At 74.4% G+C, this 13,389-nt stretch carries 11 protein-coding genes; 3 read left to right on the top strand and 8 right to left on the bottom strand.

Annotated elements, in window-relative coordinates; translation table 11 throughout:
- Positions 1-10: 10 nt before the first annotated feature.
- Positions 11-2,509, bottom strand: coding sequence for a LuxR C-terminal-related transcriptional regulator (locus ACWEVS_RS39285; RefSeq protein ID WP_452555876.1), 2,499 nt, complete (start codon positions 2,507-2,509; stop codon positions 11-13).
- Positions 2,510-2,574: 65 nt separating this feature from the next.
- Here ACWEVS_RS39285 and ACWEVS_RS39280 point away from each other — a divergent pair, with 65 nt between their 5' ends.
- Both ACWEVS_RS39280 and ACWEVS_RS39275 read left to right on the top strand, forming a co-directional pair.
- Positions 2,575-3,597: a phosphotransferase gene (locus tag ACWEVS_RS39280; protein WP_452555874.1), complete on the top strand. Its 1,023-nt coding sequence runs from the start codon at positions 2,575-2,577 to the stop codon at positions 3,595-3,597.
- A gap of 102 nt (positions 3,598-3,699) precedes the next feature.
- Entirely contained in the window at positions 3,700-5,799 is a 2,100-nt protein-coding gene (locus tag ACWEVS_RS39275) for a protein kinase domain-containing protein (protein WP_452555872.1), read from the top strand.
- On the opposite strand, the gene ACWEVS_RS39270 is transcribed toward ACWEVS_RS39275, so the two are convergent.
- Genes ACWEVS_RS39270 through ACWEVS_RS39240 form a run of 7 tightly spaced genes read right to left on the bottom strand, consistent with a single transcriptional unit; the run spans position 5,777 to position 12,225 of the window.
- A complete protein-coding gene (locus ACWEVS_RS39270; RefSeq protein WP_452555870.1) occupies positions 5,777-7,099 on the bottom strand; it encodes an alkaline phosphatase family protein in 1,323 nt (440 codons plus the stop codon). The genes ACWEVS_RS39275 and ACWEVS_RS39270 overlap by 23 nt on opposite strands.
- A complete protein-coding gene (eboE, locus tag ACWEVS_RS39265; protein WP_452555868.1) occupies positions 7,099-8,163 on the bottom strand; it encodes a metabolite traffic protein EboE in 1,065 nt (354 codons plus the stop codon). Before eboE ends, ACWEVS_RS39270 begins: the two co-directional genes overlap by 1 nt.
- Complete coding sequence (locus tag ACWEVS_RS39260) at positions 8,163-8,990, bottom strand: TatD family hydrolase (protein WP_449917175.1); 828 nt, start codon at positions 8,988-8,990, stop codon at positions 8,163-8,165. Before ACWEVS_RS39260 ends, eboE begins: the two co-directional genes overlap by 1 nt.
- Positions 8,990-9,478: an EboA domain-containing protein gene (locus ACWEVS_RS39255; protein ID WP_449917172.1), complete on the bottom strand. Its 489-nt coding sequence runs from the start codon at positions 9,476-9,478 to the stop codon at positions 8,990-8,992. The genes ACWEVS_RS39260 and ACWEVS_RS39255 overlap by 1 nt, the downstream gene beginning before the upstream one ends.
- Positions 9,459-10,289, bottom strand: a complete 831-nt coding sequence (locus ACWEVS_RS39250) for a sugar phosphate isomerase/epimerase family protein (RefSeq protein ID WP_452555866.1) — start codon at positions 10,287-10,289, stop codon at positions 9,459-9,461. The genes ACWEVS_RS39255 and ACWEVS_RS39250 overlap by 20 nt, the downstream gene beginning before the upstream one ends.
- Complete coding sequence (locus tag ACWEVS_RS39245) at positions 10,286-11,098, bottom strand: SCO3242 family prenyltransferase (RefSeq protein WP_452555864.1); 813 nt, start codon at positions 11,096-11,098, stop codon at positions 10,286-10,288. The genes ACWEVS_RS39250 and ACWEVS_RS39245 overlap by 4 nt, the downstream gene beginning before the upstream one ends.
- Entirely contained in the window at positions 11,095-12,225 is a 1,131-nt protein-coding gene (locus ACWEVS_RS39240) for an inositol-3-phosphate synthase (RefSeq protein ID WP_452555862.1), read from the bottom strand. The genes ACWEVS_RS39245 and ACWEVS_RS39240 overlap by 4 nt, the downstream gene beginning before the upstream one ends.
- Before the next feature lie 127 nt (positions 12,226-12,352).
- Between ACWEVS_RS39240 and ACWEVS_RS39235 the strand changes: the two genes are divergently transcribed.
- The gene (locus tag ACWEVS_RS39235; RefSeq protein WP_452555860.1) at positions 12,353-13,387 is read left to right on the top strand and encodes a Gfo/Idh/MocA family protein; all 1,035 of its coding nucleotides are present in this window, start codon (positions 12,353-12,355) and stop codon (positions 13,385-13,387) included.
- Positions 13,388-13,389: the final 2 nt, after the last annotated feature.

Here is a 13,389-nt window from a genome sequence, read left to right as displayed (position 1 = left end):
CGGGATCGGTTCAGCCGAGCAGGTCGGCCAGGTCGGCGCGGTCGCTCACACCGGTCTTCTCGTAGACGGCGTAGAGGGTGTTGGCGACGGTCCTGATGGAGACCACGAGCCTGGTCGCGATCTCCCTGTTGGTCAGGCCCTGGGCGGCCAGCAGGGCGATCTCACGCTGGCGAGGGGTGAGCGCGGGCACGTCCAGGTCGAGCAGCGCGGGAGTGCGGACGCCCTGGCAGCGGCGCGACAGCGCCCACGCCCTGGTCTCCGCGGCCCTGGCCGCACGGGTCAGCCCGTCATCGCGGTAGCGGCGGGCCGCGTGAGCCGCCGCCTCCGCGGCGTGCACGGTCAGGCCGAGACCCTCGAAACCGACCGAGACGGCGTCGAACTCCGGGCCCGTGCGGGCGGCGGCGTGCCGGGCGAAGAGCGCGACCAACGGGCCCTCACCGGTCAGGCGGTCGGCGACCAGCGCGGGGTGGCCGAGCCTTACGACGTCGTGCAGGACGAACGGCACCTGGACGGGCAGCGCCCGCTCGGCCGCGGCCAGCGCGGTCGCGACGGCGCCCGGCACGTCGCCGCGCGCCGCCCGCGTCCACACCTTCGCCTGCTGGAGCGGGACCACGACAGGCGGGCCGACCGGCAGCCAGGTCCGCTCGGCGCGCGCGATCGCCTCCTCCGCCGCGCCGACCTCGCCGAGCAGCGCGTGGGCGTGGGCCAGCTCGCCCAGGCACAGGCCCGCCCACACGCTGCGCTCGGGCAGATGGGCGACCGTCTCCCTGCACCAGGCCAGCGCGTCGGCCACCCGGCCGCGCAGCCTGAGCGCCCGCGCCGTGCGGCTGCCGAAGACGATGGTGGTCCTGGCCCACATGCCGAGCTCGCCGTCCAGGCCGCGCCCCCGCTCGGCATGACGTTCGGCCGCCGCCAGATCGCCCAGATAGAGCGCGGCGTCCGTGGCGGCCTCCAGCAGCGCGGCCATGAGACTCGGCAACGTGTCCGGCACCAGGTCGAGCGTGCGGGCGACCAGCCGCAGTGACTCCGCCGCCCTGCCCTCCGCGGCCAGGATGCCGGCCTCGGTCGTGCCGGACGCCCGTACGCTGCGCGGATGCGTGGTCGGGCCCATGTCGGAAGCCGCGCGCAGCGACGCCCTCGCGCCCTCCAGATCGCCGGCGAAGACCTCCACCGAGGCCCTGGTGACTCGCGCCCCCTGCCGCGAGTCGAGATCGGCGGCCGATTCCTCGGCCACCGTCATCAGCTCCAGCGCCTCCTCGAGCCTGCCCAGCCCCCAGAACAGGTTGAAGGCCCGGTAGGACGCCCACTCCACGCGCGTGTGCCCGTCCATCGGCAGCCGGCCGGTGGCGGCGAACACCTCCTCCGACTCCGCGTAGCGGTCGACGTAGAACAGGATGCTGCCCAGCGCGAGCCTGGCAGGGACACCGTCGCCGGCCGCGCGGGCCAGGCGCTCGGCCAGCACGAGGTCGCGCACCGTCCGGGCCAGGTCGCAGGCGGCGAGCAGCAGCTCGGGATCGCTGTCGGCGCCGCTGTCCAGCCGCCAGACGGCCACCCGCAGCGCGTCCTCGCGGCGGCGCAGGCCCGCCTCCGCCACGGCGTCGGCCAGCTTGCGCTGGAGCTTGCGGGCCCGCAGGGTGCCGCAGCCGCGCCTGATGACCTCGCCGTAGAGCGGGTGGCCGAGCCGTACCTGCAGGCGGCGGCCCTCCACGTCGACGGTGACCAGCCGGCGGTCCTCCAGGCGCTCGACCGCGGCGGCGGTCGCCAGCGCGCCCAGCAGGTCGGCGCCCAGCGGCTCGCCGTACGCCAGGAGCTCCAGGACCTCGCGCTCGTCGGGCGTCAGCTCGCCGATGCGGCCCGCGATCGTCTCGCGCAACGACGGGGTGATCGCCAGCGGCCCGCGCCACCGCCACACGCCCGCGCGCTCGGCCAGCATCCCGGCCAGCACCAGCTCCCGCAGATACAGGGCGTTGCCGCGGCTGGCCTCCCACAGCCGCGTCACCGTGCCCGGCTCCACCCGGCCGCCCAGCGCCTGTTCGAGCAGCCGCCTGGTCTCCTCCACCGTCAGCGGCGCCAGCTCCATGCGCGGCAGCAGGCCGTCCTTCCACAACGCCCGCACGGCGTCGGGCGCCGGCGTCTGCGTGCGTAAGGTCGCGATCACCCGGGTACGGCCGCGCACCACCAGATGGTGGACGAGCGCGGCGGAGGCCGCGTCGAGCACGTGCGCGTCGTCCACCACCAGGACGGGCGCCCGCACGGCGTCGGCCGCCCAGCCCAGCGGGTTGCCCGCGGGCGGCGTGGAGGGCAGCAGCGGGCCGAAGGCGCCCAGCGGCAGCTCCGCGGCGGCGGCCGTGGCCCGCACCCAGGCCACGCCGTCGAGATCGCGTACGGCGTGCGCCACCAGACAGCTCTTGCCCACCCCGGGCGCGCCCACGACGACCAGGCCGCCAGCGGCGGACCTGATCTCCTCCAGCTCAGCCGTCCGGCCCGCGAAGGGCCACCCGCGTGCCACCCTGGAAGGCTATTTGAGTAGCCCGTACTCATGCGAGGGCATTCCCGGGAGAGCAGGCTGTGGCCATGGACTTGAGGGACCTGGTACGGCGCAGCCTCGGCGACCCGTCGGCCGAGATCGCCGAGCAGCGCAGCGAGGACGTGCCCGCGCACGGGTCCGGCGCGCTGTCCACCATCTCGCTGCGCAGGCTCCACGGCACCACGACGGCGGGCCTGCCCTGGTCGTTCGTCGTCAAGTCGATCGAGTCGCCGCGGCGCCGTCCGGGCATGGAGGAGCTGGCGGCGCACTTCCCGTGGCGGGTCGACCTCGACACCTACCTGGCGGGCTTCGCGCTGCCGGACGGCCTGCGCCTGCCCCGCCTGCACCACGTGGAGGACCTGGGCGGCGACCGCTACGTGATGTGGCTGGAGGACATCAGGACCGCCGACGCGCCCTGGGACCTCGACAGGTACCGGTCCGCCGCCCGGCTCCTGGGCGAGCTGGCCGCCATGCATCCGGCCGCCGGGCCCAACGAGGGGCTGCGCCACTACCTCGGCGGGCCGGTCGAGCACGTGTTCCTGCCCGCGCTGCGCGATCCGGACCTGTGGCGGCACCCGCTCGTCGCCGCCTACGCCGACCCGCTGCTGCGCTCCGACCTGCTGGCGCTCGCCGCCAGGATCGAGCGGCTGGTCGCGGCGGTCGCCGAGCTGCCGCACACGCTCTCGCACGGGGACGCCTCCCCCGGCAACCTGCTCGTGCCCGCCGACGGCTCGGCGCGCTTCGTGGCCATCGACTGGAGCTGGCCGTACGCCACCTGCGCGGGTTTCGACCTGTGCCAGCTCCTGGTCGGCCGGGCACACTCGGGCGAGCTGACGCCGGCCGAGCTGCCCGCCGTCCACGAGGCGATCGAGGCGGCCTACGTCGAGGGGTCCGGCTTCTCCGCCGACGAGGTCGCCTACGGCTACGCCGCCACGCTCGTGCTGGTCGCCGCGTGGACGACCCTGCCGCTCGATCGCCTGGCCGACGAGCCGACACCCGAGGTGCACGAGCTGTTCCGGCGGCGGGCGGGGCTGGCCAGGTTCGTCGCCGACCTCGGTCGCGGGCTCTGACGTGCGCGGACGCACGGGTATGCGCAGTCGCCGAACCGGGGTTCCGGTTCGGTGATATACAGGTGCCCTCTCTAGGGGAGTTAACGGGGGAAAAGGGGCACCGTGGTCGAGTTGAGACCGCTCATTCCCGGGGATCCTGCGGCTGTCGGGGGACACCGCATCCTCGGCAGGTTAGGCGAGGGCGGACAAGGCATCGTCTATCTCGGCGAGGCGCCGGACGGGCAGCGCGTCGCCGTGAAGGTCCTGCAGGCCCACCTGATCGCCAACGCGGAGGCGCGCGAGCGTTTCGTCCGCGAGGTACGGATCGCCACCAGCGTGGCCAGGTTCTGCACCGCCCAGATCCTGGAGACCGGCCTGGTCGGCGACAGCCCCTACATCGTCAGCGAGTACGTCTCCGGCCCCTCGCTCGAGGAGTCCGTACGGGAGACGGGTGCCCGCACGGGAGCCGCGCTCGAACGGCTGGCGCTCAACACCGCGATGGCGCTGGCGGCCATCCACCGGGCGGGCGTGCTGCACCGCGACTTCAAGCCCGCCAACATCCTGCTGGGGCCCGACGGTCCCGTGGTGATCGACTTCGGCATCGCCAGGGCGCTGGACAGCGAGCTGTCCGGGATGACGCACCAGGGGCAGGTCTTCGGCACGCCCAGGTACATGGCGCCCGAGCAGTTCGCCGAGACGCCGGTCGGCCCGGCCGCGGACGTGTTCGCGTGGGCGATGACGATGGTGTTCGCGGCCAACGGGCGGCCGGCGTTCGTCACCGAGACCCTGCCGGGGCTGCTGCACTCGATCATGTACGAGGAGCCCGACCTCGGGGTGCTCGCCGGAGCGTTGCGGGATCTGGTGTCGCTCTGCCTGGTCAAGGACCCGGTGCGGCGGCCGACCGCCGAACAGCTCGTGGCCCACCTGAGCGGGGCCCGCACCCCGGTGCCGCCCCAGCCCGTCTCTCCGGCGTCACCCCAGCCCGCCCCGCCCGCCCAGCCCGTCGGCGCGCCGCAGCCCGTCCCGCCCCTCGCCGCGCCGCCGCCCCACCATCCCGCGCCCGTCGCGCCCCACCATCCCGCGCCCGTCGCGCCTCACCATCCGGCGCCGGTCGCGTCCCCCCATCCGGTGCCGGTCGCGCCTCCCCATCCGGCGCAGGTCGCGCCGCCGGGGCCGCAGCCGGCACACCCGGGCACCCCGCCCGCCGCCCCCGCAGCCCAGCAGCCGCCCCTCCACGGACCGCACGGGACGACGCTCCCCCCGCAGCCGCCGCTCGCGGGACTTCCCGGGACGACGATCCCGCCGCAGCCGCCGCCCGCCGCGCTCACGGGGACGACGGTTCCGCCCGCCGGGCCTGCGGTCCCGCCGGCCGGGCCTGCGGTTCCGCCCCTCGGGCCCACGGTTCCGGCCGCCGGGCCCGTGGGGGCGACCATCCCGCCGCAGGCGACCATCACCGGATTGCCGGGGACCATGGTTCAGCCGCCCCCTCCCGGCGCCGCGGGGCAGGAAAGCTCGCGACCGGCGGGCAGGCGGCGGCTGATCGCCGTGCTGGCGGCCGCCGCCGTCGTCGTGCTCGGCGGCGCGACGACCGCCGTTCTGCTCACCAGGGACGGCGCCACGGCGCAGGGCACGGCCCGAGCGCAGGCCCGCGATCCCCAGCCGAGCACGCTGCCCGTGGCCGTCCCCTCCACCGGCACCTGGTCCACGCCGCTGCCCAGCCGTACGCCGAAGACCAAGAGGAAGAAGACGCCCAGCCCCTCCCCGAGCCCGACCGCCGTCCCGAGCCCGGTCAGGAAGCTCCGCCTCACCAACCGCAACCTCCTGGCGAACGCTGGGTTCAACGACGCCGACCTGGCGCCCTGGTACCCCAGGGGCACCGTCAAGCAGGTCACCAGCGACCAGCACAGCGGCTGGGGCGCGGTCTGGCTGGCCGCCACCCCCGGCATGGACGCCGCCGCCGAGCAGGTGCTGACCGACCTGCGCCCCAACACCAGGTACACCCTGAGCGGATGGGTGCGCTCCGACGGCAGGCGGACCATGCTGGGCGTCAAGACCGCCGACCCGCACCGGGGCGGGTGGAGGGTGCACCGCGGAAAGAAGTACGCCTACTACTCGATGACCTTCACCACCGGCAAGGGCATGACCAAGGCGACGATCTTCTGCTGGCGGAAGGAAGCGGGCCAGGGCTACTGCGACGACCTCAGCCTGCGCGCCTGGAGATGAGCCCGTCGAGCAGGCCCTTGACCGCCGTGGCCGGGTAGGCGTCCCCGTCGAAGGGGCCGAGCAGGACGGGACCGTCGTCGGCGCTGTCGGGCAGCCGGCCGTGGCTGCCCCGCACGGGCGACGGGTCCAGCGGCACCACCGGCATCGTGTAGCGCAGGCCGAGCCTCTTGCGGGCCAGCGCCAGGCCCGCGCGCACCTTGACGAACGGATCGGCGGGATCCATGAACAGCTCGGCCGGGTCGTAGCCGGGCTTGCGGTGGATCTCGACCAGCCGGGCGAAGTCGGGGGCGCGGGCGTCGTCCAGCCAGTAGTAGTAGGTGAACCACGCGTCGGGCTCGGCGACCGCGACGAGCTCGCCCGAGCGCTCGTGGTCGAGACCGTGGACGGCCTTGCCCGTCTCGTCCAGCACCTCGTCCACGCCGGGCAGCTCGGACACCACCGACCGCACCCTCGGCAGGTCGGCGGGGTCGCGGACGTAGACGTGGGCCAGCTGGTGGTCGGCGACGGCGAAGGCCCGCGAGGTCCACGGGTCGAGGTACTCCATGCCGGCCTGCGTGTACACCTCCAGCAGTCCGGCCGCGCGCAGCGCCCTGTTGACGTCGACGGGCCTGGAGGCGGGCGTGATGCCGTACTCCGACAGCACGACGAACGTGGCGTCCTCGGCCAGCAGGGGCGCGAGGGCGGTCTCGACGGCCTGGGCCGCGGCGACCGCCTGCGGACCGTCGGGGCCGTACCGCTGCAGGTCGTAGTCGAGGTGCGGGACGTAGACGAGCATCAGGTCGGGCCGGTGGGCGCGCAGGATGTGGACGGACGCGCCGACGATCCACTCGGTCGAGGCGATGCCCGCGCCCGGCCCCCAGTAGCTGAAGAGGGGGAACGGCGGCAGCTCGTCGTGCAGGGAGGGCGGTCGCGTGTAGCAGTCCGGCGACTTGCGGCCGTCGGCGTGGTAGATCGGGCGCGGGGTGACGAGCAGGTCGGCGGCCGCCCCCATGGCGTACCACCAGCAGACGTTGGCGGTGCGCAGGCCGGGGACCGAGTCCCACAGCTGGCCGCCCTGGATGAGCGCGTTGTGCTGCCGCCAGAGGAAGACCTCGCCCAGGTCCCTGAAGTACCAGCCGTTGCCGACGATCCCGTGCCGGCGCGGTGGCGCGCCGGTCAGCAGGGTGGCCTGCATCGAGCAGGTCACGGCAGGCAGGATCGGGCGCAGCGCCGCCGCCGCGCCGACCTTGGACACCCCGGGCATGTGCGCGAGCAGGCGCGGGGTCAGCCCCACCACGTTGATCACCACGATCGGCGGCATCACAGCTCCTTCAGTCCGAGGGCGGCCAGCTCGCGCCGCATCCAGGTGAGCTCGGCGGCGATGCCGCCGAGCACGTCCTGGTCGGGCAGCACCGTCCAGGTGTAGGTCTCGACCTCGATGTGCCTGGTGAGCGGCGCGGCCAGCACGGCGCGCAGCAGCTCGCCGAGGTACCCGGCGGTGGTGGTCAGCGGCGGCGGAGGGGCGGCGTGCAGGGGCATGTGGAAATGGGTCCGCCACCTCTCCCCGTACGGCAGGCGCGCCAGCGCCTCGTCCAGGTCGTCGGCGTAGCCGGAGGCGCACCTGGTCTGGTGCAGGAAGCGCGCCTCGTGGAACCTCTCGAGCGCCCGCTGCGCCCCCGGCGGCGTCTCCAGCGCGCACGACGCCTGCAGCTTCACGATCGGCAGGTCGCCGAAGTCGAGCCCCTCGAAGCCGACGGCGAGGTGGCAGGCGTCCAGGCAGACGCCGAGGAGGTCGTCGCGCGGCAGCAGCTTCGCGGCCTGGGCGGTGGTCTCGATGACGCAGCCGGGTTCGGGCTCGAAGCCGACCCTGATGGTCTTGCCGGTCCGATCGCCGACCTCGCGCAGCCCCTCGACCAGGCTGCCCAGCAGGGCGGTCGGCGCGCCCCTGGTGCGCCAGGCCAGCGGCAGGGTCGAGATCGAGCCCTCGGCCACGTCGTCCGGGAGCAGGGCGGCGAGGATCGCGGCCAGGTCGAGGGTGTAGGACAGCCGCGCGGGCGAGGACCAGTCGGGGGAGTAGACGCGGTGTTTCACCACCTCCCGCTGGAAGCCGCCGTAGGGGAAGCCGTTCAGCGTGACGACTTCCAGGCCGTTGTCGTCGAGCGCGGCGCGCAGCCGTACCAGCTCCCGGCGGTCGGCCAGCAGCGCGCGGGCGGCTCCGGCGGGCAGCCACAGCCCCACGCCGAGGCGCGGCACGCCGAGCAGCGCGCGGACGCGGGCGCAGGAGCCGGACAGCTGGGCGTGGATGCCCGGCAGGTCTTCGGCGGGGTGGACGTTGGTGCAGTAGGCCAGGTGCACGACCGGACCGCCGGGGTGCAGCAGGCGCATCAGCCACCCCGCCTGATCGTGTTGCCCGCGTAGTCGTCGCCCGGCGCGGGCGCGGCGGGATCGACGCCGTAGAAGGCGGACGGGTTGCGCCACAGCACCCTGTCGACGTCGTCCTCGGTGAAACCGGCGGCGAGCATCGCCTCGCCGACGGCCCTGGTGCGCAACGGATCGCTGCGGCCCCAGTCGGCGGCCGAGTTCACCAGCATCCGCTCGGTGCCGTACTCCTGGAGGATCGCCACCATCCGGCCAGGGTCCATCTTGGTGTCGGGGTAGATCGAGAAGCCCATCCAGCAGCCGGAGTCGGCGACCATGCCCACCGTCACCTCGTTGAGGTGGTCGACCAGCACGCGCTCGGGCGGCAGGCCCTTGACGACGTCCAGCGTGCGCCGGGTGCCGGCGGCCTTGTCCCGGTGCGGGGTGTGCACCAGGACGGGCAGGTCGTGCTCGGCGGCCATGGCGAGCTGCGCCTCGAACGCCCTGTCCTCCGCCGGTGTCATCGAGTCGTAGCCGATCTCGCCGACCGCCACGACCGACTCCTTCAGCAGGTAGCGGGGCAGCTCGCCGAGCACGCCCGCGCAGCGCGGGTCGTTGGCCTCCTTGGGGTTGAGCGCCAGCGCGCACAGGTGGCGGATGCCGTGCTGCGCCGCCCGGTACGGCTCCCAGCCCAGCAGCGCGTCGAAGTAGTCGAGGAAGCTGCCCACGTTGGTGCGCGGCTGCCCCAGCCAGAAGGCCGGTTCGACGACGGCGCGCACCCCCGCCCCGTGCATCCGCTCGTAGTCGTCGGTGGTCCTGGAGGTCATGTGGACGTGGGGGTCGAAGATGCGCATCAGATCCTCTCCAGCACGTCGGGGGGCACGGTCCTGCCGGCCGCCCTCCGTTCGTCGGCGTAGGCGGCCAGCATCCTGGCCAGCTCGGGGTCGAAGCGTTCGTCGAGGCCGGCGACCCGCTCGAGCGGGATCGCCATGAACACGCACTTCAGCACGCCCTGGCGGTAGGCGTGGTCGTCGAGGACCCGCGCGCCGTACGGGCCGAGGGCCGCGGCGACGAGCCTGGCGTCGTTGGTGCGCAGCGCGTCCTCCACCAGCGGCAGCGCCGCGTCGCCGAGGTCGAGCCGGTCCAGCGCGTCCAGAACGGCCAGGCGCTCGCCGGCGTCGCCGTCGCGGTACAGGGCGGCGACCGTCGCGGCGTCGACGTGGTCGAGCAGGGCGGCTCTGGCGGATGGGCCGCCCCTGCGCGCCGCCACCGGGAACAGGCGGTGCGCGGCCTGCTGGTCGGCTTTCACCTGTGCCACGGCCTCAGCCGTCCAGTCGTCCATGTGCCCTCCTCAGGAAGTCGATCGACCGGCGGGCGACCTCGGGGGCGGCGTGGCCGTGCCTGGCCAGCTCGACCGCCACCTGGCCGCGGTAACCCGCGAGCGCGGCGATGACGGGCGGGAAACCGATCTCGCCCGCCCCGAACTCCAGGTGCTCGTGGACGCCCCTGCGCATGTCCTCGATCTGCACGTGCGCCAGGTACGGCAGCGCCCGCCGGACGCAGTCCGGCACGTCCTGCGGTTCCAGGCACCTGCAGTGCCCGATGTCCAGCGTGAGCCCGAAACGGGGATGGCCGCCGAGCAGGTCCCGCAGCCGTTCGTAGCCCGCCAGATCGGCGACCAGCATCCCGGGTTCCGGCTCGAAGGCGAGCGTGACGCCCAGCTCGTCGGCGTCGCCGAGCAGCCGCTCGCACCATCCGGCCAGCCTGGCCCACGCCTCCTGCTCGCCGACGCCGTCAGGCAGGGCCCCGCTCCACAGGTGCACCACGGGCGCGCCGAGGTCCACGGCGATCCGCATGGCCCTGCGCAGGTAGTCGGCCCTGCGCCAGTCTCCCTCGCCGAGCAGCGTCGGGTGGTGCTTGCGCCACGGGTCGAGGGTGTAGCGGCCACCCGTCTCCACGACCGCGGTCATGCCGAGCTCGCCGAGCAGCTTGGCGGTCGCCGCCACGTCACGGGCGAGGCCGGGGGCGTAGGGGTCGAGGTGGCCGTGGTCGAGGGTGATCGCGGCCCCGGTGTAGCCGAGTTCGGCCAGGACGGCCAGCGCCTCGGGCAGCCGGTGGTCGCGGAAGCCGTTGGTGCAGTAGGACCAGTTCACGAGGTGGCCACCAGCCTCGACAGCCGGCCGCCGAAGGGCGCGGCGGCCAGCAGCGCCGCGGACTGGACGGGACGGCCGTGGCCGGCGACGGCGGCGGCCTGCAGGGGGATGAGCGCCACGATGCTCAGCCGGACGGCCTGCCGTACCCGGGCGGGATCGGGGTCGGCGCGCAGGCCCGCCAGGGCTCGCCCGGCGGTGGTGACGTAGCCGGCCAGCGGCGCGCCGGGGCAGGTCCAGGCGACGAGCGCGGCGGCGGTGGCGCAGGCGGCCACCGCGCCCCCGACGGTCGCGCCGGTGGCGCCCGTGGTCTCGGCGCGGCCGAGGACGCTGATGCCGTAGGTGTGCGCGCCGATGGCCAGCGCGGTGGGAACGGCCCGCGCCGCGCCGCCCGCGCCGAGCATGACGTCGAGCGCCCGGCACGCGGCCATGGCGGCGGGACCGGCCGGCGTGCGCTTGAGCGCCAGGTCGTAGGCCCATACCGCGCCCGCGAGCAGGCCGGCGAGCCCGAGCCCTCGCCTGCCGCCCGCGACGAAGGCGGTGAGCAGGCCCGCGCCCGTGCAGCCCACCGCCGTGGCGAGCGCCGTGGCGGGGCTGATCCGGCCGGACGGGACGGGGCGTTCGGGCCGGTCGACGGCGTCCTGGTGACGGTCCGACCAGTCGTTGAGCGCCATGCCGGCCCAGTACAGCAACGTGGAGGCCACCGCCGTCCCCGGGTGGGCGGGCGAGCCCGCGGCGGCGGCGCCGGCCATCGTGTCGCCCGGCACCGACAGCGCGGCGGGTGCCCTGACCAGTTCGAGCAGCGCTCTCATGCGAGCGACTCCGCGAAGGCCCGCAGCATGGCGTCCTGGGCGGGCAGCGCGTGCTCGGCGGCGCCGAGGGGGTCCTTGAAGAAGTAGCCGAGCTCGGCGAGCCCGCCCCTCCGGCCCCGCTCGTGGGCGCGGGCCACCAGCCTGGCCAGGTCCAGCACCAGGGGCGCGGCCAGCGCCGAGTCGCAGCCCTGCCAGGTGAACTGCATGGTCATCCGCACGCCCATGAACCCCTCGAAGGTGACGTGGTCCCACGCGGTCTTCCACTCGCCGAGGTCGGCCACGTAGTCGATGTGCGTGTGCCCCTCGACCCTGCCGCCGAGGATGCCCTCGACCGCCCTGTCCTTCGAGGTCTGCTTGCTCGCCCTCGCCGCGGGGTCGGCCAGGGTGGCGCCGTCGCCGCCGCCGAGCAGGTTCAGGCCCGACCAGGAGCGCACGGCCAGCCCCCGCCCCTCGAACATCGGCGCGAGCGCGCTCTTCACCAGCGTCTCGCCCGTCTTGCCGTCGCGTCCCGCGTACGGCAGGCCCTCGGCCGCCGCCAGCTGCGCCAGCGCGGGAAGCGTGGGCCCCGTCGACGGGGTGAACGCCACGTAGCCGCACCCGGCGTGGAAGGCCGAGTACGCGTACAGCGAGCTGGCCGGCAGGACCGACGCCCCGGTGGCCAGCGCCGCCTCCAGCGCCTCGAGATCGGCGAACTCGGGCCGCCACGGCACGGGCGGCTCGGTGGAGGACAGGTCCACCACCACGACGCGCGCCAGACCCTTGCGCTCGCGGAAGGCGGTGATGTCGCGGGCCAGCCGGGCGGCGGCGTCGGCCTGGTCGCCTTCGTGCGCGTGGCCTGGTCTGATCTCCGCCTCGGCCTCGTCCAGGTCGCCGGACAGCAGGGCGGGGAGCGCGGCGGGGATCACCCCTGCCTCGGCCAGCCGCTCGGCCCGCTTCCTCAGAGAGATGGAGGCGATGTCATGACCGCCGAACACGAGGTCGGCGATACCGGGTAAGCCACACGGGGGCAGCCGTTCCGCCACGCAGCCCGCGGCGGGCAGCAGTCCAGCCTTGATGGCCGCCGCCCCGACCATGACGGTCGTGGCGACCGAGCCCCTGGCGCCGATGAGCCAAACACCAATAGCCATAGATCGGTATATAAGCCGGGGGACTTGTGAAGTAAAGGCCTGACTTTTGCTTGACCGTCATCATAAGTCGAATCTACGATCACGAAACATGGAGGACATAAGCCGGGAATCGGCTGATAATCCCCGAGTGGGCATCATCGGGACCGGCTTCATGGGCCGTGTACACGCCCGCTCCGCCCGCCTCGCAGGCGCCACGATCGTCGGCGTCGCAGGGTCCAGACCCGACAGGTCGCAGGGCCCCTACGCCTCGGCGGACGAGCTGATCGAGTCGGGCGCGATCGACCTCGTCCACATCTGCACCCCCAACCACCTGCACGCGCCGCTCGCCCTCAAGGCCATCGCCGCCGGGGTGGCGGTCATCTGCGAGAAGCCGCTGGCCACCGACGCGGAGACCGCGGCGCTCATGGCCGCCCGCGCCGACGAGGCGGGCCTGGTGGCCACGGTCCCGTTCGTCTACCGCTTCCACGCGATGGCCCGCGAGGCCAGGCAGCGCGTGGCGCGCGGGGACGTCGGCAGGGTCACCCTGATCCACGGCAGCTACTTACAGGACTGGCTGTTACGCCCCGAGGACGACAACTGGCGGGTCGACCCCGAGATCGGCGGGCCCAGCCGGACGTTCGCCGACATCGGCTCGCACTGGTGCGACCTGGCCGAGTTCGTCACGGGCGAGCACATCAGCGCGGTGTCCGCGCAGACAGGCGTCGTCCAGCGGGAACGCGCCGGCCACGCCCCCGTGCTGACCGAGGACGTCGTCACCGTCCAGTTCCGTACGGCAGGCGGCGCGCTCGGTTCCCTCACCACCAGCCAGGTCTCACCGGGGCGCAAGAACCGGCTCTTCCTCGAGGTGACGGGCACCGAGCAGAGCCTGGCCTTCGACCAGGAGCAACCCGAGAAGCTGTGGCTGGGCAGGCGCGAGGGGTCGATGGCGCTGGTGCGCGACCCCCAGACGCTGACCGCCGCCGCCCTGCCGTACTCGCCGCTGCCCCCCGGGCACGCGCAGGGCTACCACGAGTGCTTCGAGGCCTTCGTCGCCGACAGCTACGCCGCGCTGCGCGGCGAGCGCCGCGACGGCCTGCCCACCTTCGACGACGGCGCCCGAGCCGCGCGCGTCTGCGACGCGGTGCTCGCCTCGGCGGCGTCAGGGGGGTGGGTCGAGTGCTGAGC

It is taken from the genome of Nonomuraea sp. NPDC003754 (genome assembly GCF_053605785.1).
Note: the sequence above shows the minus strand (reverse complement) of the source record. Positions and strands in the feature narration are given on the sequence as shown.